This is a genomic window from Roseofilum sp. SBFL (assembly GCF_017746885.1).
Classification (GTDB): domain Bacteria; phylum Cyanobacteriota; class Cyanobacteriia; order Cyanobacteriales; family Desertifilaceae; genus Roseofilum.
This window is the reverse complement of the sequence record NZ_JAGHZH010000179.1, coordinates 1-18,248: the sequence shown is the minus strand read 5'-3', so window position 1 is coordinate 18,248 and position 18,248 is coordinate 1. Positions and strand designations below refer to the sequence as shown.

At 45.8% G+C, this 18,248-nt stretch carries 21 protein-coding genes and 1 rRNA gene; 11 read left to right on the top strand and 11 right to left on the bottom strand.

What is annotated here, in order from left to right; all coding sequences use genetic code 11:
- Positions 1-261 precede the first annotated feature (261 nt).
- A complete protein-coding gene (locus J7545_RS19685) occupies positions 262-687 on the bottom strand; it encodes a GPW/gp25 family protein (protein WP_318720041.1) in 426 nt (141 codons plus the stop codon).
- Positions 688-773: 86 nt separating this feature from the next.
- On the opposite strand from J7545_RS19685, the gene J7545_RS19680 reads away from it, so the two are divergent.
- From J7545_RS19680 to J7545_RS19665, 4 genes are all read left to right on the top strand, one after another.
- On the top strand, positions 774-1,649 hold the full coding sequence (locus tag J7545_RS19680) for an alpha/beta hydrolase (RefSeq protein ID WP_318720040.1): 876 nt from the start codon (positions 774-776) through the stop codon (positions 1,647-1,649).
- A gap of 44 nt (positions 1,650-1,693) precedes the next feature.
- Entirely contained in the window at positions 1,694-2,371 is a 678-nt protein-coding gene (locus tag J7545_RS19675; protein ID WP_318720039.1) for a response regulator transcription factor, read from the top strand.
- Positions 2,372-2,483: 112 nt separating this feature from the next.
- A complete protein-coding gene (gene rsmI / locus J7545_RS19670; protein ID WP_318720038.1) occupies positions 2,484-3,305 on the top strand; it encodes a 16S rRNA (cytidine(1402)-2'-O)-methyltransferase in 822 nt (273 codons plus the stop codon).
- A 97-nt stretch (positions 3,306-3,402) separates the two neighbouring features.
- A complete protein-coding gene (locus J7545_RS19665) occupies positions 3,403-3,675 on the top strand; it encodes a pentapeptide repeat-containing protein (protein WP_318720037.1) in 273 nt (90 codons plus the stop codon).
- Between the two features lie 98 nt (positions 3,676-3,773).
- On the opposite strand, the gene J7545_RS19660 is transcribed toward J7545_RS19665, so the two are convergent.
- Positions 3,774-3,938 carry a hypothetical protein gene (locus J7545_RS19660; RefSeq protein ID WP_318720036.1) on the bottom strand — a complete coding sequence of 55 codons (165 nt, stop codon included), beginning with the start codon at positions 3,936-3,938 and terminating at the stop codon, positions 3,774-3,776.
- A gap of 14 nt (positions 3,939-3,952) precedes the next feature.
- Here J7545_RS19660 and J7545_RS19655 point away from each other — a divergent pair, with 14 nt between their 5' ends.
- Positions 3,953-5,368: a pentapeptide repeat-containing protein gene (locus J7545_RS19655; protein WP_318720035.1), complete on the top strand. Its 1,416-nt coding sequence runs from the start codon at positions 3,953-3,955 to the stop codon at positions 5,366-5,368.
- A gap of 82 nt (positions 5,369-5,450) precedes the next feature.
- Here the strand turns inward: J7545_RS19655 and typA are convergent, their stop codons facing one another.
- The 3 genes from typA to J7545_RS19640 form a co-directional block, all read right to left on the bottom strand.
- Positions 5,451-7,241, bottom strand: coding sequence for a translational GTPase TypA (gene typA / locus J7545_RS19650; protein ID WP_318701278.1), 1,791 nt, complete (start codon positions 7,239-7,241; stop codon positions 5,451-5,453).
- A gap of 119 nt (positions 7,242-7,360) precedes the next feature.
- The gene (locus J7545_RS19645; RefSeq protein WP_318701279.1) at positions 7,361-7,936 is read right to left on the bottom strand and encodes a Uma2 family endonuclease; all 576 of its coding nucleotides are present in this window, start codon (positions 7,934-7,936) and stop codon (positions 7,361-7,363) included.
- Between the two features lie 31 nt (positions 7,937-7,967).
- Entirely contained in the window at positions 7,968-8,738 is a 771-nt protein-coding gene (locus J7545_RS19640; RefSeq protein ID WP_318701280.1) for a TIGR00297 family protein, read from the bottom strand.
- A 20-nt stretch (positions 8,739-8,758) separates the two neighbouring features.
- Between J7545_RS19640 and J7545_RS19635 the strand changes: the two genes are divergently transcribed.
- The 6 genes from J7545_RS19635 to J7545_RS19610 all read left to right on the top strand — a co-directional run bounded on the left by J7545_RS19635 (position 8,759) and on the right by J7545_RS19610 (position 13,836).
- Complete coding sequence (locus J7545_RS19635) at positions 8,759-9,187, top strand: VOC family protein (protein ID WP_318701281.1); 429 nt, start codon at positions 8,759-8,761, stop codon at positions 9,185-9,187.
- A gap of 157 nt (positions 9,188-9,344) precedes the next feature.
- Positions 9,345-9,647, top strand: coding sequence for a COP23 domain-containing protein (locus J7545_RS19630; RefSeq protein WP_318701283.1), 303 nt, complete (start codon positions 9,345-9,347; stop codon positions 9,645-9,647).
- A 102-nt stretch (positions 9,648-9,749) separates the two neighbouring features.
- Positions 9,750-10,604: an alpha/beta hydrolase gene (locus tag J7545_RS19625; protein ID WP_318701284.1), complete on the top strand. Its 855-nt coding sequence runs from the start codon at positions 9,750-9,752 to the stop codon at positions 10,602-10,604.
- A gap of 54 nt (positions 10,605-10,658) precedes the next feature.
- Complete coding sequence (locus J7545_RS19620) at positions 10,659-12,002, top strand: adenylosuccinate synthase (protein WP_318701285.1); 1,344 nt, start codon at positions 10,659-10,661, stop codon at positions 12,000-12,002.
- 71 nt (positions 12,003-12,073) lie between these two features.
- Complete coding sequence (locus J7545_RS19615) at positions 12,074-12,667, top strand: 50S ribosomal protein L25/general stress protein Ctc (RefSeq protein WP_318701286.1); 594 nt, start codon at positions 12,074-12,076, stop codon at positions 12,665-12,667.
- Positions 12,668-12,837: 170 nt separating this feature from the next.
- Positions 12,838-13,836 carry an adenosine kinase gene (locus J7545_RS19610; RefSeq protein WP_318701287.1) on the top strand — a complete coding sequence of 333 codons (999 nt, stop codon included), beginning with the start codon at positions 12,838-12,840 and terminating at the stop codon, positions 13,834-13,836.
- 227 nt (positions 13,837-14,063) lie between these two features.
- Here the strand turns inward: J7545_RS19610 and J7545_RS19605 are convergent, their stop codons facing one another.
- The 6 genes from J7545_RS19605 to rrf all read right to left on the bottom strand — a co-directional run bounded on the left by J7545_RS19605 (position 14,064) and on the right by rrf (position 18,225).
- Entirely contained in the window at positions 14,064-15,086 is a 1,023-nt protein-coding gene (locus J7545_RS19605) for a hypothetical protein (RefSeq protein WP_318701288.1), read from the bottom strand.
- 109 nt (positions 15,087-15,195) lie between these two features.
- On the bottom strand, positions 15,196-16,572 hold the full coding sequence (gene dnaA, locus J7545_RS19600; RefSeq protein WP_318701289.1) for a chromosomal replication initiator protein DnaA: 1,377 nt from the start codon (positions 16,570-16,572) through the stop codon (positions 15,196-15,198).
- A gap of 137 nt (positions 16,573-16,709) precedes the next feature.
- The gene (locus J7545_RS19595) at positions 16,710-17,237 is read right to left on the bottom strand and encodes a tetratricopeptide repeat protein (RefSeq protein ID WP_318701290.1); all 528 of its coding nucleotides are present in this window, start codon (positions 17,235-17,237) and stop codon (positions 16,710-16,712) included.
- A 130-nt stretch (positions 17,238-17,367) separates the two neighbouring features.
- Positions 17,368-17,724, bottom strand: a complete 357-nt coding sequence (gene rplT / locus J7545_RS19590; RefSeq protein ID WP_271937781.1) for a 50S ribosomal protein L20 — start codon at positions 17,722-17,724, stop codon at positions 17,368-17,370.
- 63 nt (positions 17,725-17,787) lie between these two features.
- Complete coding sequence (gene rpmI, locus J7545_RS19585; RefSeq protein ID WP_318701291.1) at positions 17,788-17,985, bottom strand: 50S ribosomal protein L35; 198 nt, start codon at positions 17,983-17,985, stop codon at positions 17,788-17,790.
- A gap of 122 nt (positions 17,986-18,107) precedes the next feature.
- A 5S ribosomal RNA gene (gene rrf, locus J7545_RS19580) occupies positions 18,108-18,225 on the bottom strand.
- Positions 18,226-18,248: the final 23 nt, after the last annotated feature.

Here is an 18,248-nt window from a genome sequence, read left to right as displayed (position 1 = left end):
TGAAAATAGATTTCTATAGAAATCGCAATATTTATCAATCACAGAGAGGGTCGGTTGAGCAGTTCTTGGTGCAATCATGGTTCTGATAAGGCTTTTAGCCTTTTTTCTTTATTATACTCTTCCCAGAGTGAAAGAAGAGGGATACAGCGCTTCTGTCACTCTGGAAAATTCTAAGGTGCATGGCTTATTCTTGAGGTAGTTCACTTTAACCTGATACCCAAGGGTAAAATCGGGTTTTCCCTATGACCTATTCTCCCTTGACTATTGACCGTCTTCAGACTTCAAATAAAACGGAAACACCATACTCTGCTGAGTGTAATTAGCCCGAATTTCATATTGAATCATCAGGTCAACTCGACCTTCTTCTTGACGGGGAATAGTTAGCACTTTAAGCACCGTAATTCGCGGTTCCCACTGTTCCAGTGCTTCTTGCACCCAAATTCGCATCAGGCTCAACGTATCTTGATTCATGGGTGCAAAGGCTAATTCCGATAACCGACAGCCAAAGTTAGGTCGATACACCCGTTCACCCAAGTCAGTCATCAGAATAATAACCATCGACTGGCGAATATTGAGATCTTCTGCACTTAAAGCTAAACTACCTTGACGAGTCACCTGTAAGGGAAAGGAGACCCCTTGACCCACAAAGGGACGGCGTTGCTTGGAGAAAGGAGATGAATTGACCATAGGTTCTAAGACTGTGCGCTGGTAATGGAGTAATGGGTAATAGGTAATGGGTAATATGAATTTGCCCCTAATTTTAACAGTATCTGATGTTTGAAAACTTTACTCACCATACAATCACCACCCATGAGGTTAATATCAATTTGGCGATCGGAGGGCAAGGTTCCCCTTTACTTCTGTTGCATGGTTATCCCCAAACCTATGTCATGTGGCATGAAGTTGCCCCAAAGTTAGCCCAACATTTTACGGTTATTTGTCCTGATTTACGAGGGTATGGAGATAGTGGTCATCCAAGAACAGACGATCGCCATTCTCCTTATTCTAAACGAGCGATGGCCCAAGACCAGGTTGAGGTGATGGAGCAACTGGGATTTAGGCAGTTTTTAGCGGTAGGGCACGATCGAGGAGCGAGGGTTTTACATCGTTTACTCTTGGATTATCCGCAAAGGGTGCAAAAAGCGGCTTTACTTGATATTGTGCCCACCAAAACGATTTTTGAGACGATTAATCAAACCTTGGCAACGGCTTATTCCCATTGGTTTTTTCTGATTGAACCCGCAGGAATTCCGGAAAAGTTAATTGGATCAGACCCAGCGTTTTATTTAACGTGCAAGTTACGGCAATGGAGTCACCGCTTTGAGGGATTTTCCCAGGAGGCGATCGCCGAATATATCCGTTGTTTTAGCAACAAAGATGTTATTCATAGTACTTGTGAAGATTATCGTGCAGCCGCTTCCATTGATTTGGAACACGATCGAGCTGACTTAGATACACGGATACAGTGCCCCTTACTGATCCTTTGGGGACAATTGGGAGTGATGGAACGGTGCTATGATGTGCTGGCAACCTGGCGAGAACGGGCGGTGAACGTTCAAGGATTTTCTTTACCCTGCGGTCACTTTCTGCCAGAAGAAGCCCCCGAAGAAACGACACAAGCGTTACTAGAGTTTTTAACCATTTCCTGAAATTTGCTACACTAGAAATAGGATTTATCTTGCATTAAAAGCCAATGTCAGCAAAACTCTTATTAGTAGATGATGAACCGGGACTGCGGGAGGCGGTACAAGCTTATCTCGAAGATTCAGGGTTTAGTGTGGAAGTGGCGAATAATGCCATTGAAGGTTGGGAAAAAGTTCAGCAAATTGTGCCCGATTTGGTGATTTCTGATATTATGATGCCGCAAGTGGATGGCTATCAATTCCTACAACAATTGCGGGAAGATGACCGATTTAAGTCTATGCCTGTGGTCTTTTTAACGGCTAAAGGGATGACTTCCGATCGCATCCAAGGCTATCAAGCGGGATGTGATGCTTATCTTCCTAAACCGTTTGATCCAGAAGAATTAGAGGCGATCGTTAAAAATCTGATCGAACGCCGTGCAGCGGCGAGTAGTTCAACCGAATTAGATGATATTAAACAACAACTGAATCAAATTCAAGGTATCCTGCAACAAGGGAATACGGTATCGACTCAAACTAGCCCGATTCAAATTGATTTTACCCCTAGAGAGCAAAGTGTTTTAAATTTAGTTACGGAAGGCTTGATGAATAAGGAAATTGCTCGCCGGTTAGAAACCAGTGTGCGAAATGTGGAGAAGTATGTGAGCCGTTTATTTGTGAAAACGGGCACGAATAGCCGCACTGAGCTAGTTCGGTTTGCGATCGAGCATGGATTAAATCAATCATGAGAGAGATGGGGAGATGGGGAGATGGGGAGATGGGGAGATGGGGAGATGGGGAGATGGGGGGACGCGGAGATTACCTATTACCTATTACCCATTACCCATTACCCATTACGAAATGACATTATATATAGTAGGAACGCCCATTGGTAATTTAGAGGATATGACGTTTCGCGCGGTGAAGGTTTTGCAGTCTGTAGAGGCGATCGCCGCTGAAGATACTCGCCATACGGGTAAGTTACTCCAACATTTCCAAATCGAAACCCGGCAAATTAGCTGTCACGAACATAATCAACAGCAGCGTATCCCGGAACTGTTGGCGATCATGCAACAGGGAAAGGCGATCGCCTTAGTTAGTGATGCGGGTATTCCCGGCATTTCCGATCCGGGATATGAGTTAGTTCAAGCTACATTAAACGCTGGACTCGATGTGGTTCCCATTCCAGGGGCAAATGCAGCGTTAACTGCTCTATCTGCTTCGGGGTTAGGGAGCGATCGCTTTTGTTTTGAAGGCTTTTTACCCCCCAAAGGGAAATCCCGTCACCAGCGTTTAGAAATGCTCAAAACGGAAACTCGCACTGTGATTCTTTATGAAGCGCCGCACCGCTTGCAAGCAACCCTGCAAGATTTAAGGGCAACTTGTGGAGAAGAGCGAAAAATTACTATTGCTCGCGAATTGACTAAACTCTATGAACAGTTTTGGCGCGGAAGTTTAAATGAAGCCATCCAATATTATCAAGAACATCAACCCAAAGGAGAATTTACCCTGGTTGTTGCTGGCGCAGATATCGAGAATGTAGCGTTATCGGAAGCCGCACTCAAAGCCGAATTAGCGGACTTATTAGAACAAGGATGGTCGCGATCGCAAGCTAGTCGCCATCTTGCCCAACTCACCCATGTTCCCAAACGCAAACTGTACCAAATGGCCTTAGAGCTATAGCACAGCACTATATGCTAGGGAATGGGGAATGGGGAATGGGGAATAGGGAAAACCCATCTTCATTGTTCATTATTCATTGTTCATTGTTAATTGTTCCATGAAAGCACGCCAGGTCTTAGCTAACTATGCCGCAGGAGAGCGCAACTTCCAGGGGGAGAACCTGCGAGGACAGTCCTTCAAGGGTAAGACCTTGGCGGGAGCAGACTTCAGTCGGGCAGATATTCGCGGAACCGACTTTACGGGAGCCAACTTAACGGGGGTGAAGTTCTGCGGAGCAAAAGCGGGACTCCAGAAACGGCGCATGGCACTGAATCTTATGATTGCCTTGGTCATGTCTGTATTGTCTGGTTTTCTCTACTCTCATCTTTGACACAGGTAACTTAGAGAATATAGTCGCTGGTTGGGTTTCACTGGTTGTTCTGGTGATTCTCTACGTTGTCATACTTCGTAAAGGAGTTGTGGCCGGCCTTAGCGCAGTCGCAGGAGCAGTCGCAGGAGCAGTCGCAGGAGCAGGACCAGGAGCAGTCGCAGTCGCAGGAGCAGTCGTAGTCGCAGTCGCACTCGCAGTCGCACTCGCAGTCGCACTCGCAGTCGCACTCGCAGTCGCACTCGCAGTCGCACTCGCAGTCGCACTCGCAGTCGCAGGCTTGAACGTCTACATTGCCTGGCGAGCGATGAAAGGCGACCCCCGTGATGCCTGGATACGTTCGGCTGCCGTTGCCTTTGCTGCTTGGGGAGGAACCAGCTTTCGCGGTACAACATTAATGGATGTGGACTTTACCGGAGCTAGGCTGAAAAACTGCGATTTCCGTCACGCTCACCTGCTCCGCACCCGCTTCAACAATACCCAAAAACTTGACCTCGCTCGTCCGGGACAAACGCTCCTCGCCAATACCACCGTGCGAAACTTGCTGATTAACCCAGAAAGTGGCTATAAACTCGACCTCTGCAAAGCCAACCTCCGAGGAGCATTTCTAGCTGGAGCGAACCTAGAGAGCGCTAACCTCAAACAAGCTGACCTGAGTGAAGCCGACCTCAGTGGTGCGAACCTGAAAGACGCTAACCTGACTGAATCAACTGCCATCGGCACAAATTTCACCCATGCTTATCTCACGGGTGCTTGCCTGGAAGCCTGGAACATCGAACCTACGACTATTTTTAAGGATGTAGACTGCCAATACATCTATCTCCTGGAACACCCCAACCCACTGGGTAGCCGCGAACGTCGTCCCCATAATCCCGATAAAGTCTTTGCTCCTGGTGACTTTGAGAATCTCTACACTGAACTGATGCATACCATCGAGATCTTACTCAAAGGTGGCATGAACCCCGAAGCATTCGCCGCCGCGCTTCAGAAAGTCATGGAAGAAAATCCTGAGATTACCTTTGACTCCATTCAATCCATCCAGAAAAAAGGTCAGGATGTCCTGGTTACCCTAGAAGTGCCTCCCGAAACCGATAAAGCTCAAGTTGAACAGCACTTTGACGCAGCTTACGTTGCTCGCCTGGAAGTCCAAGCCGAACTCTATCAACTCCATGGACAACAGATGAAACAACAGATGGATGATATCATCGCAAAACTTCCCCTTCTATCGCCTACAATCAATGTAACCAGCAGTGCAGAGAGTAAGGCCATGAGTGATAATCCCAGTATTTCTGTAGGTGGCGACAATAAAGGCAACCTGGCAGGGGGTGACTTGGATGCCAGTGGTGCAGTGCAAAACATTGATAACCAAAATAGCACCCTCACGACGACGCTCAATCAACTTCCGGATATTCCCCCAGAACCGGATAAACCCGACCTGAAAGCGATTCTCACGGAGCTACAAATTGCCATCAACAACAGCGAACTCAACGACGAGGACAAAACCGAAGCCTTGGAGCAACTGAACATTATCGGCGAAGCGGGTCAAAATCCCCAGGATAACGGTTTCCAAAAAGCGGCCAAACGCGCCACCACGATGCTCAAGGGACTGATTACCGGTTTGCCTGCGGCTGCGGGTTTAGTCAAAGCGGTGCAAGAGTTTCTGCCGATGATTAGTGACTTCTTCGACCTGGGTTGAAGGGGGAAGGGGGAATAGGGAATGGGGAATGGGGAATAGGGAATAGGAACATAGGAATTACTCCCTACTCCCCACAACTGACTTAACGTTTCGCCAGTTTCTTGCTCACCTTCCGCAAGCGCACAGATTCTGGAGTCACTTCCACCAATTCATTTGAACCAATATATTCCAGAGCACGTTCCAAACTCATTTGTACTGGAGCTTGCAATTGTACCAGTTCATCCCCAGTCGAAGAGCGCATGTTAGTAAGCTGTTTGGTCTTACAAACATTTAAGTCCAAATCTTGGGGACGATTATGTTCGCCCACAATCATGCCTTTATACACCTTAGTTCCGGGAGTAATGAAAAATAAGCCCCGGTCTTCCGCATTTTTGAGGGCATAAAACGTGGCTGTTCCTTCTTCAAAGGCTACTAAAACCCCATTGCGACGGGTTTCTACCTCTCCCCCTAGGGTGCGATACTCAAAAAAGCTATGATTCATAATCCCTTCACCACGGGTGAGGCGCATAAATTCACCTCGGAACCCGATTAAACCCCGTGCAGGAATCACAAATTCCAGTTGAGCGCGTCCGTTGCCTCCCATTTGCATATCTTGCATTTCACCACGACGTTGGCCGAGGCGTTCCATACATCCACCTACAGAGTCTTCAGGAACGTCCAAAACCAGACATTCGTAAGGTTCGCAGGGTTGGCCGTTGACTTCTCGATAAATAACTTGGGGTTGGGAAACTTGGAATTCGTATCCTTCACGACGCATGGTTTCAATGAGAATACCCAAATGAAGTTCACCGCGTCCAGAGACAAGGAAGGATTCTGGGGAATTGGTTTCATTGATCCGCAGGGCAACATTGGTTTCCAGTTCCCGGAAGAGGCGATCGCGCAATTGACGAGAAGTTACAAATTTTCCTTCTTGTCCCGCAAACGGCGAATCATTCACCGAGAACGTCATCTGCAACGTTGGCTCATCCACCTTAATCAAGGGTAGAGCTTGGGGTTCATTAGGACAAGTAATGGTTTCCCCAATGTTGGCATCGCTAAATCCAGCCACAGCCACAATATATCCGGCTGAAGCTTCTTCCATATCCACACGGGTTAAACCCTCAAATCCCATCAGCTTTGAGATTTTTGATTTAACGATTTGGCCATCATCTTTGACTAAAGCCGCTTGTTGATTGGATTTAATCGTTCCGTTGTGAATTCTACCAATCACAATCCGACCTAAATATTCAGAATAGTCTAGGGTCGTAACTTGCAATTGTAGCGGTTTATCCGGATCTCCAACCGGAGGGGGAACATGATGCAAAATAGACTCAAACAGGGGCTTCATATCCTCGCTCTCGCCCTCTAAGTCTTCCTTGGCATAGCCTTGAATACCCGAAGCAAACAAGTAAGGAAATTCACATTGATCGTCATCTGCACCCAATTCGAGAAATAAATCTAAGACTTTATCAACCGCCCCATGGGGATCGGCTTGCGGGCGGTCTATTTTATTCACCACCACAATTGGACGCAGGCCCTTTTCTAGGGCTTTTTTCAGCACAAAGCGGGTTTGAGGCATCGGCCCTTCATTGGCATCCACAATCAGGATACAACCATCAACCATTCCCAACACCCGCTCGACTTCGCCCCCGAAATCGGCGTGGCCTGGGGTATCAACGATATTAATTAACGTATCTTTATAATGAACAGCAGTATTTTTAGACAGAATTGTAATCCCCCGCTCCCGTTCCAGGGTATTAGAATCCATGACACAATCGGGGATTTCTTCCCCTTCGCGAAAAATACCCGATTGTTTGAGCAGAGCATCCACAAGAGTTGTTTTGCCATGATCGACGTGGGCAATGATGGCAACATTGCGAATGGGAAGAGACATATATACCTAAATGCGGTTAACTATAGATTTCTTAACAAGATTAACATGATTCGCCGCCACCGCACCCTCAGTTCTCTGCTCTACCGGCTGCAAGGTGGGGGGATGGGGGAAAGAAGCTCTCACCAAATCAAGTGAAGATTTAAAACAAATCCGGGTAAAATATCTTCTCCGGATAAGCTGGGAGGATGATCTAAAATTTGTTTGTCTTGTCCCTGACGATAAATTTCTACTTGACGGTTTTGGGGATTAATGAGCCAGCCTAACTGAGTACCATTATCCAGATATTCCTGCATTTTGTCTTGCAGGAGTTTGAGGGAATCGCTAGGTGAACGCAGTTCGATGACAAAATCAGGACAAATGGGCGGGAATTTCTCTTGCTGTTCGGGGGTTAACGCTTCCCATTTTGCTAACGGTATCCAAGCTGCATCGGGGGAATAATCCGCCCCTTTAGGAAGTTTAAAACAAGTAGAAGAATCAAACCCTATTCCGGTTCCGTCAGTATCGGTCCAATTGGCTAATTGTTGAGCAATTTTAAAATTCCAGTTTCCCGTTGTTCCTCCAGTGGGTGGCATAATGATTAAGTCTCCTTTAGCCGTTCGTTCTAGTCGCAAGTCACCGTTAGCAGCGCAAAGTTGATAAAATTGCTCATCGGTAATCGAGGCAGTGTCTGGATTATTTAAAATGAATGGGGTCATATTTTGATCTCCGTCAAGGAAAGATTTGAATTCAGAATCCTGGGAAGCTTAATCTTAACAGAATGGCGAAGATTGCCCCCAAGGTAATGTTAATAATATTGACCCATTCATTGGTAAGCCAGCTTATTTTCTCCTGTACGGTTGCTCCGATGACACTTTCGACATTTGTGGCCAAAAATGCCGCCACCAGGCAATAGAGGACACCCAAGAGGCTAATTAGACCTACGAGCCAACCGACCAGGGCAAGGGAGATCGCCCCGACCATCCCGGCTAAGGTTCCCTCCAAACTGACCGCTCCTTCTGTTCCCCGCGCTACCGGTTGCAATGTAGTAATCAGAAATGTCCGTTTTCCATAAGCTTTGCCAACCTCGGAAGCGCAAGTATCCGATAATTTGGTACTAAAACTGGCTACATAGGCTAAACCCAACCATGGAATTAGCTCATCGGGCCCCCCTTGGTACTGAATAAGCAGGACACCTAAAGCACAAACTGCTCCCACAAAAGCAGACCCCCAGACATTTTCTGGTCCCCTTGCACCAGAACGTTTTTCGGCGATTCCTTGAGCCTCTTTTTCGGCTAAACCGATCCGAGTTACTCCCGATCCGACTAAGAAATAAAAGCCAACGACTGCATAACCCGGCCATTCCAAGGTTCCCCAGACGAGGACTCCCAAAACCCAAGCATGAATGACTCCCGCAAGGGTTAACAACTTTTTCGGCGCGAATGCGACAATGGTTAATAAGACCGTATTTAGAATGACGGCAACCATCCAGGGATTAGTGAAGATCGTTAAATCAGTCATTGAGGATAGAAGTTTAGGTTATGGATAGCGTGTTATTTCATCTGGCGTTTCCCGTACAAAATCTGGAAGAAACCAAAGCCTTTTATGTGGAGGGTTTGGGCTGCCAAATGGGTCGAGAATCGCGCCATGCTCTTATTCTAAACTTGTATGGCCATCAGTTAGTTGCCCATGTCACTGATGAGCCATTAACTCCACAAGCGGGTATTTATCCTCGTCATTTTGGCTTAGTATTTGCTCAAAAGTCGGATTGGGATCGGCTTTTAGAGCGATCGCAGGATCGAAATTTACGCTTCTTTCAACAACCAAAACAACGGTTTCCGGGACAATTAACGGAGCATTTTACGTTTTTCTTGGCCGATCCGTTTGAGAATTTCCTAGAGTTTAAGCATTACTGCCATCCAGAGGCGATTTTTGGAGCGCAGGAAGTGGAGGCTGTCGGCGATCGGTGAATCCATTAAATATTAAAAGCCGGTTTACAGAATGGGTTTTGGGGTCTTCTAGATTCGGCTATAGCCCGTCCCTATAGGGATTAGGGATCGAAAAAACGCAACAAAACGTTACTTAAGAGCCAATTAAGATTAAGATTTATCACAATTTTATGCCGATTTGCATAAAATCACCCTGATTTTTCAGAGAGATCTAAAGTTAAAGGTAATTTGCACTGCCAGTCAAGTCAATGGACGGTGTGAAAACCTGATTTACACCCTGAAAGCGGGTCAAGATCCGATCGCCACTTTGTACAATTTCTTGGCATGGCGGGAAGGACAAGCGGCTACCCCGTCCTTGTTTGAGAGTTCCCAACCTTCGGCTCCCTACATCGATGGAGCTTGCTGTTTAACGATCGCTGACTTGGCCCGATCTCCTACTCTCTTAAGATACAAGGGGCGGGTTTGGGCTTCGCGGACATGAATACGTAATTGATTTGTAGGTATCCTAGATAATGGGTGAAACCTCCCCTACGGGGTTGTGGGTGTGGTTTTGAATTGTGCATCTTTAATAATTGATAGTGATATGACACTTCTATTTCGGAATTCTCGTATTAAACTCTCCCATGGAATCATGTTTTGGCGAGAAGTGGGTCAGGGAAAACCAATTATTTTTTTACATGGGTCTTGGGATGAGGGGAGTCAATGGGTGGGGGTGATGGAGCGGTTAGGGACAGATTACCAGTGTTTTGCTCCGGATTTACTGGGATTTTCAGAGTCGGATCGGCCAAGTGTGCATTATTCAGTGAATTTACAGATAGAGTGTTTACTGGAATATTGCCAGGCTCTGAAGTTAGATGGGGTTTATCTGGTCGGACATTCCCTGGGGGGATGGATTGCGACGCGCTATGCTTTAGCGCATCCGGAACGGGTGAAGGGATTAGTTCTATTGGCTCCGGAAGGGGTACATGTACCGGAATTAAAAGATCGATGGAAGCAAGCGTCTTGGTTCGTGGGGCCGAAATCGTTTTGGGTACAGTTCCTGAAAATTTTGTTACCGGTAGCTCGATGGATGGGAAAAGCTAAACCCCTAGAAGCGCTGTTCGAGAAGCGATCGCACTTTCTCCGATTCTTCCCCGCTTGTCAGATGCTGTTTTTACGCAGAGCTAAGGAAATTCAAGCAGAATATGTTGAGGATGACTTGCCCCATCTCACGGTTCCCAGTTTACTGCTCTCTGGTCTGTCGAGCCATAACGGGCATCCAGAAATTGACCCACTATCCCAAGTGTATAGCGAACGAATGCGGAATTTGAAGGAGCAAACCTTACCAACTGGCGCTCCAGATTGGCCGCGCAGCCATCGGGATGGGGTGGCTCAAGCCATTCGCGAGTTTATTGAGGTGATCGAAACCCCAGAAAAGCGATCGGAGGACTTGACATAAGAAAATGAAATCCACAATAATAGTAGATTGTGCGATCGCTTGAGAGAAAGACCCTTGGCTAACGTTATCGTAATTGGTGCCCAGTGGGGCGATGAAGGAAAAGGAAAAATCACGGATCTCCTGAGTAAATCAGCAGATGTCGTTGTTCGCTATCAAGGCGGAGTCAACGCTGGACATACAGTCGTTGTCCAGGGCCAAACCTTCAAACTGCACCTGATTCCCTCTGGTATCCTCTACCCCGATACGGCCTGTATCATCGGTGGCGGCACAGTAATCGATCCCAAGGTACTCATCGGAGAAATCGATCAACTCCATCAGCTCAATGTCTCTACAGAGCAGTTGATGATTTCTGAAACCGCCCACGTTACGATGCCCTACCACCGGCTAATCGATCAAGCTTCAGAAGAAAAACGGGGAGAACACAAAATTGGAACCACCAAAAGGGGGATTGGCCCGACCTATAGCGATAAGTCTGAACGCACGGGTATTCGTATCGTTGACTTAATGCAACCAGACATTCTCCGCAAGCAACTGCAATGGACGGTTGAGTACAAGAATGCCATTATTGAAAAGCTCTATGACTTACCGCCCCTCAATCCCAAAGAAGTCATTGAACAATACTTAGAATATGCCGAACGGTTGCGCCCCTATGTGGTGGATAGTTCCCTGAAAATCTATGAAGCCATTAAAAAGCGTCACAATATCCTCTTTGAAGGTGCGCAAGGAACACTGCTTGACTTAGACCATGGAACCTATCCCTATGTCACCTCCTCCAACCCCATTGCAGGCGGAGCCTGCGTCGGTGCAGGGGTTGGACCAACGGTGATTGACCGGGTGATTGGGGTTGCCAAAGCCTATACTACCCGCGTAGGTGAGGGGCCCTTTCCCACAGAACTGAACGATGAAATTGGCAAAGAATTAGGGTCTGTAGGGGCTGAATTTGGCACGACTACCGGTCGTCCCCGACGCTGTGGTTGGTTTGATTCGGTGATTGGTCGCTATGCAGTGCGAATTAATGGACTAGATTGTTTGGCCATTACCAAGCTTGATGTTCTTGATAATATCGATGAAATTAAGGTCTGTGTAGCCTATGAAGTCGAGGGCCAACGGTGCGAGAATTTTCCCACTAACGCTCGGATTTTTGCCAAATGTAAACCGATTTACGAAACGGTTCCAGGGTGGAAACAATCGACGGCTGAGTGCCGAACCTTGGAAGATTTGCCTAAAGCTGCCTTAGATTATCTCAAATTTCTAGCAGAACTGATGGATGTGCCGATCGCGATTGTATCCCTGGGAGCGAGTCGCGATTGCACAATCATCGTTGAAGACCCCATCCACGGGCCCAAACGGGCCTTACTTGATGCTAATGGTATTCCAGTGAAGACCAATACTAACTAACTGTCAGTTGGTCTAAATCTGGCCATGGCTTGAATTCAACCTGAGTAAAAATCAACACTGAAACAGACATTATGGAACTTACTATTGAGTGTCACCAAAGAGAAGCGGGAAGCAAAGCCAGAGCCTTACGCCGTTCTGGATTAATCCCAGCTAATTTATATGGCCATAAGGGCAATGAATCGATTTCTTTAACTGTGGATGATAAAACGGTTCAAAATTTGCTTAAAAGTGCAGTGGTCAACAATACCCTGATTAATGTCAATATTCCGGAACTCTCTTGGAACGGTAAAGCTCTCCTGCGGGAAGTACAACGGCATCCTTGGAAAGGGTTTCCCTATCATCTGAGTTTCTTTTCGATCGCCTCTCAGAAGAGTGTAGAAGTGGATGTACGCTTAAACTTTGTCGGAGAGGCGATCGGGGTGAAACAATCTGGTGGCTTACTCGATTCTCCCCTGAGTGAAGTTCGGGTTCAATGTCCTCCCGATCGAATTCCAGAAGTGATTGATGTGGATGTGACAGATTTGGCTGTTGGCGGTTCTCTAGCAGTCAAAGATCTGAATATCCCCGAAGGAGTCAAAATTATGGCGGAACCGAAACAGTTGGTGGTTACTGTTTTGGCTTCTAGGGTGACTCGGAAAATGGCGGAAGACGAAAATCAAGGTTAGAGGGTTGTTCTTACATGACCCGGTTGGGGCGGATTACGATTCGCCCTTTTTTGTTATGCTACGCGCTTTTAGGGAGTCGGGAGTAAAATAGGCAGTAGGGAGTCAAACAAAAGTTTTCCCTCTTGCCTCTCCTATTCCCTTTTTGAATATAAGGAGTATCAAGAATCAGCATGAGTAATCAATTGGATGTTTTTGGTGTCGGTAATGCGTTGGTGGATGTGCTGGCGTTGGTGGATAACTCGTTTATTACTGAACAGGCTTTAGAGCGTGGAGTCATGACTCTGGTAGATGCCGAAGCTCAGGGGAAAATTCTGGGAGGACTCCAACGAGATAGCCTGAAATTAAGGTCTGGAGGATCTGCGGCCAATACAATGATTGCGATCGCCCAAAGTGGGGGTACAGGATGTTATACGGGTAAAGTCGCCCAAGATGAAAACGGCGAGTTTTATGCCCAAGATATGAAAGCAGCAGGAATTGAATTTGAAGTTACTCCAGCTCCTATTGAAAATGGCCCTACAGGCACGTGTGTTGTCTTGACAACTCCCGACGCAGAGCGCACCATGTGTACCAATTTGGGTGCTTCCACTACCCTCTCCCCCAGTGATATTGATGTGGAGAAGCTCAAACGCTGTCAATATAGCTATGTGGAAGGTTATCTCTGGACAGGGGATGATACCCGAAAAGCAAGCATTGAAACCATGGAGCAGTCTAAACGCCATGGCGTGAAAGTGTCCTTTACCCTTTCTGACCCGTTTTTGTTGCACAGTTTCCGCGATGATTTCCGCAAGGTGGTCACTGACTATTGCGATGTGCTGTTTTGTAATGCGGATGAAGTGCGTCAGTTTTTAGACTTGAAAGATTTGGATGCTTGCGCTCAAAAAGTCGGAGAAATGGTCAATCTTGCCTTTATTACGGATAGTGATAAGGGCTGTTTAGTGGTCGAAAATAAACAAATCATTACGGTAGAAGGGTTTTCTGTCAAACCTCTAGATACCGTAGGTGCAGGGGATGCCTTTGCTGGTGGTGCCTTGTATGGACTGACTCATGGGTATAGTGCCCCACAAGCGGCTCGTTGGGGGAATTATCTGGGATCGGCGATCGTTCAGATCCAAGGCCCCCGGTTAGAAAAAGCCCCCATTGACCAGATGGCAAGCATTCTAGGAGCTTAGGCATCCTTCCCAAATTCTGTAGGAGCGGGTTCTTTACCCACTTATAACCCGCCTTCACTCGACAGTAATATCAAATCCTTAGATGTGTGCTACAGATGATTGACACGGGGACACGGGGATGGATGTGTAGCGTGATTTTTGCGATTTGATATTACTTCATTTGTTCTGTTTTTCTAACTCGAGACACTCTTCTGGAGTTTAAGAAAAACCCCTAGGATTGTAAACGATCATCGGCGAAAAGACCGAGTCCATCGAGTCCTCCGCCAGATGAGGGTAAACCCTAACACTCCCCAGATCCCCCCCAGTAGTCCTAGAGGTTGTCTGCTAGGTTGCTGAGGGATTTCAGGGGAGCTGATAAAGGGTTGGGTAATCGATGAGACGATATTTAAGTTGATCGGTTGTTGACTTCCTAGGGTAACCGTTGGGTTAGTCGTTGGAGCCGTGGGCGGTTTTTGGACACTACCTTGAGTGATATTAAGAGCTACACTAAAGCCAAAGAGGGTTAAAACACCATAGAGACTGGCTAATCCCAGCGATCCCCAGGAGAGGAACCGTAACCAATAGAGGTGAATGCGGGACACATATCCTTGTTGACGGTAAAAGACGAGGATTAGTCCAATGAGAGGCATCCAGACGATATCGATTAACTGATGGGCTAGATCGAGGCGATCGAGGGTAGAACTAGGGTCGATGTTGATCAGGTATTCTACTGTTTTGAATAGGGTCAACACCAGTAAACCATATCCTCCCCATTGCAGTAATTCATAGGATTTTTCTTCCACTCGACTTGAGAGGTATAGCCCATCTCGTGAGTTAGGAAAGGTTTGTGAGCTGGGGGTTTCTGAGTCACTCGGTAGGGTGTGATAATGGTTTTCTAGTTCGGCTAGTAGGGTTTTAGTTTCACTGTATTGGGGAAGGTGGGGAGCTTGGAAAAAGAGATCGAGAGCAACTTGATAACTGGCGATCGCAATTTCACAATACAAGCGATGATTTCCTTGGGGACATGAGGCAATCAGTTCTGCAAAGCGACAGAGTGTTTTGGCTAAACTCACTGCTGTGGTGGATGTTGATGTTGTCCCTTTTTCCGTTACCCAACGAGTTAATTCTTGGGCAAAGTCGGAGTTGAGTAAGCTGGCGTTACTTTCTAACAACGGGTAGATGGCTTGGCGATCGCCTGGATTGTTATGGATGGCTTTGAGCAATTGACGTAACAGAGACTGTTGCTGTTGGGAGCGGCTATCAGTTTTCATGATCACCAAGAGAGAATAGGAGAGACTATAGAGGACTTCAAAATCACAGGGTCAAACTCCACAAATCATAGCAATCTCTAGGCCAAAATTCTCATTTTTCTAATGATTCTCAGATCCTGCCCTGGGAACGACTAACCAGGGTTATGCGATCTCCGAGTTGTCGCAGTAGCTTCGCCAAGTCTGGATCTTTCTCCCGTCTCTGCCCCACTTTATCACAGCTATACATAACCGTTGTATGGTCTTTTCCTCCAAATTCTTCTCCAATTTTAGGCAAACTCAAGTCTGTATGTTGACGCATCAAATACATGCCAATTTGACGAGCTTGACTAATTTCCCTGCGTCTTGAATGGCTTTTCAAATCCTCTGGACTCACCTGAAACTCTTCCGCAACTACAGCAATAATCACATCCGCAGAAACCTCCCCATTAGCAGCCGGTGGATTCAAGACCGGCGCGATATTTTCTACCGTCATCGATAATCCCGAAATCGACATATAAGCCACTGTCCGGATTAATGCCCCTTCTAATTCCCGAATATTCGATGTATAATTGGTAGCAATATATTCAATTACAGCTTGGGGTAAATCTAAATTTTCATACTCTGCCTTTGTTTGCAAAATTGCCATTCGCGTTTCTAAATCAGGGGGTTGAATATCAGCAATTAATCCCATTGAAAACCGGGAACATAAACGCTCTTGAAGTTGAGGCATTTGACTGGGAGGACGATCTGAGGCTAAAACAACTTGTTTTCCCGCTTCATGTAAGGTATTAAAGGTATGAAAGAATTCTTCTTGAGTCGATTCTTGACCTTCAATAAATTGAATATCATCCACTAATAAAACATCGGCGGTTCGATAGTGATCGCGAAATCCTTGACGACTATCTTGACGGATAGCTGTGATTAAATCATTCGTAAATTTTTCAGTCGAGACATAAAAAACTTTAGCATCTGACCTGATTTTCAACCGATAATGTCCAATAGCTTGCATGAGATGAGTTTTCCCTAGACCCACACCTCCATACAGAAACAAAGGATTAAAACTCAGTGGATTATCTCGTCCCGGAGATTCAGCAACTGCTAGAGATGCGGCATGAGCCATACGATTATTGGAACCCACCACAAAATGCTCAAACACGTATTTAGGATTAAGTTCGGTGGGTTTTGGATAAGTATAAGTTTTCGGAATAGCAGGATTTGAAGACCACAATAGATTCAAGCTTTCTGAGGACTTTTCTTGATTAGCAACCTTTATTTGGATCGTCACTGAATGACCTACAATTTCTTCTATAGTCGTGTTAATAATGTTTATATAATTGGCTTGAAGCCAGTTGCGAGCAAATAAATTCGGAGTTTCCAAAATCAGACAATTTTCTTTCAAGTCAATTGCCATCGCTGTTTTAATCCAAGTATCAAACGTTGGCTGACTTAGTTTTTTTTCAAGTCGATCCAGAACTTGAGTCCACAGGCTATCGAGGGAATTTTCCACAGTTCACTCTCCCAATTTATGGACTAGACAACAGAAAAAACGATTCTAGAAGATTGAAATCTAAGTAACCTAGAAAGGTGATCCTTTAGAAGTTAATTACCACTAACCCATTTTCACACAGACTATCTAGCAACTTTTTATTCTGATGGAGTTAGGCGTTTCTTTAAAGAATTAGCTCTTGTTTTAGCTGTTTTATTGTTTGGATCAATCTTCAGAGCCTGATCGTAGCTTTGTAACGCTTGCCTTATCAAATTCTTTTTTTCGTAGGCAAAGCCTATGTTATTGAATGCGATAACATAGGCTGGAGCCATCTTTAGAGCTTCTTTATACTGTCGAATCGCCAAATCATATTGCTCTTTAGCGACATAGGCGTATCCTAATGCGTTATACACCAAAGCACTTTCTTGCTCGGGAATATCATCACACTTGAGTGATTTTTGAAAGAGTTGAATCGCTTGGCTATAGAGCTTTTTATCAGAATAAAGACAACCCAGCTCATAGTATTCCTGGGCTGTCCCTTTGTTCGATTTCAGTTTTTTTTGCAATTGGGAAAATACAGCTTCAGAACGCCGAGTTTTCAGAACTTGACGAAAGATAAACCAAGCTGAGACAGCAAGCAAGATTAGAAATATAGAAAGATAAGCGATCGGCAGTGAAGTTTCCATCAGAATCTATGTTGGTATCCTCTCCTGTTATTGTACTGCGTAAGAGGCAATATCCAATACCTAGTTTCCTCTTATCATCAACTGTTTTTCCTCTTATCTATCAGTCTCCTCACTCTGTTTCCAAAATTATCTAGGCACTCTTTTGAGCGGCTAATTCCACTACTTTACTAAATCCTTGAGGATCGAGAATAGCCATCTCTGCTAACATTTTCCGGTTAAGCTGGATATTTGCTTTTTTGAGATTACCCATTAGCTTACTATAGCTCACTCCGTTTTGACGAGCGGCTGCATTGACACGGACAATCCACAGACGACGAAAATCACGCTTACGTTTACGGCGATCTCGGTACGCATTCCGCAACGCCTTCATTACTTGTTGATTGGCTGTCCGAAAGAGTTTAGAATGAGATCCACGAAACCCTTTAGCGAGCTTTAAAATCTTCTTACGGCGTTTCCGAGCAACATTACCTCGTTTGACTCTTGGCATAATCGTTTATCCTAACTTGATTGAGTTGAACATCTGAACTAGATTTGGTGGGACGAAACTCCCTTAAAGGTAAGGCAACATTAAGCGGACATTTTCTTCATCTCTCTCACATACTGTTGTGATCTGAGAAAGCCTGCGCTTGCGAGTTGTACTCTTATGCTCAAGCAAGTGATTCTTATTCGCTTTACGACGTAGAACCTTACCACTTCCTGTAACTCTAAATCTCTTTGCCGCTGCCTTGCGAGTTTTTAACTTAGGCATACTCTATCTCTACTCCATTTAATTAACACAATCTATTATCATAGCAGAAAATTCTACAAAAATGAATTAAAAAAGCAACAAACAAGCCCCTTTATCACTAAAGGGGCTTGTTTGAAAAATGAACCTGGCACCGAGCTATTTTGCCCAAGGGTGACCCCCAAAGTATCGTCGCCGCTGCTGTGTTTCACTGCCGAGTTCGGGATGGAGTCGGAGTGGTGCCACAGCGCTCACAGCACCAGGAAAGAGGGAAGGGTTAAAAACCC

Bases quoted from the DNA above. Each gene is read 5' to 3' on its own strand.
- J7545_RS19595 (WP_318701290.1), bottom strand. From the start codon at position 17,237: ATGGAAACTTCACTGCCGATCGCTTATCTTTCTATATTTCTAATCTTG.
- typA (WP_318701278.1), bottom strand. From the start codon at position 7,241: ATGTCTCTTCCCATTCGCAATGTTGCCATCATTGCCCACGTCGATCAT.
- J7545_RS19665 (WP_318720037.1), top strand. From the start codon at position 3,403: ATGAAAGCACGCCAGGTCTTAGCTAACTATGCCGCAGGAGAGCGCAAC.
- J7545_RS19675 (WP_318720039.1), top strand. From the start codon at position 1,694: ATGTCAGCAAAACTCTTATTAGTAGATGATGAACCGGGACTGCGGGAG.
- J7545_RS19610 (WP_318701287.1), top strand. From the start codon at position 12,838: ATGAGTAATCAATTGGATGTTTTTGGTGTCGGTAATGCGTTGGTGGAT.
- J7545_RS19645 (WP_318701279.1), bottom strand. From the start codon at position 7,936: ATGACCCCATTCATTTTAAATAATCCAGACACTGCCTCGATTACCGAT.
- J7545_RS19685 (WP_318720041.1), bottom strand. From the start codon at position 687: ATGGTCAATTCATCTCCTTTCTCCAAGCAACGCCGTCCCTTTGTGGGT.
- rplT (WP_271937781.1), bottom strand. From the start codon at position 17,724: ATGCCAAGAGTCAAACGAGGTAATGTTGCTCGGAAACGCCGTAAGAAG.
- rsmI (WP_318720038.1), top strand. From the start codon at position 2,484: ATGACATTATATATAGTAGGAACGCCCATTGGTAATTTAGAGGATATG.
- J7545_RS19680 (WP_318720040.1), top strand. From the start codon at position 774: ATGTTTGAAAACTTTACTCACCATACAATCACCACCCATGAGGTTAAT.
- rpmI (WP_318701291.1), bottom strand. From the start codon at position 17,985: ATGCCTAAGTTAAAAACTCGCAAGGCAGCGGCAAAGAGATTTAGAGTT.
- J7545_RS19605 (WP_318701288.1), bottom strand. From the start codon at position 15,086: ATGAAAACTGATAGCCGCTCCCAACAGCAACAGTCTCTGTTACGTCAA.
- J7545_RS19640 (WP_318701280.1), bottom strand. From the start codon at position 8,738: ATGACTGATTTAACGATCTTCACTAATCCCTGGATGGTTGCCGTCATT.
- J7545_RS19625 (WP_318701284.1), top strand. From the start codon at position 9,750: ATGACACTTCTATTTCGGAATTCTCGTATTAAACTCTCCCATGGAATC.
- J7545_RS19635 (WP_318701281.1), top strand. From the start codon at position 8,759: ATGGATAGCGTGTTATTTCATCTGGCGTTTCCCGTACAAAATCTGGAA.
- J7545_RS19615 (WP_318701286.1), top strand. From the start codon at position 12,074: ATGGAACTTACTATTGAGTGTCACCAAAGAGAAGCGGGAAGCAAAGCC.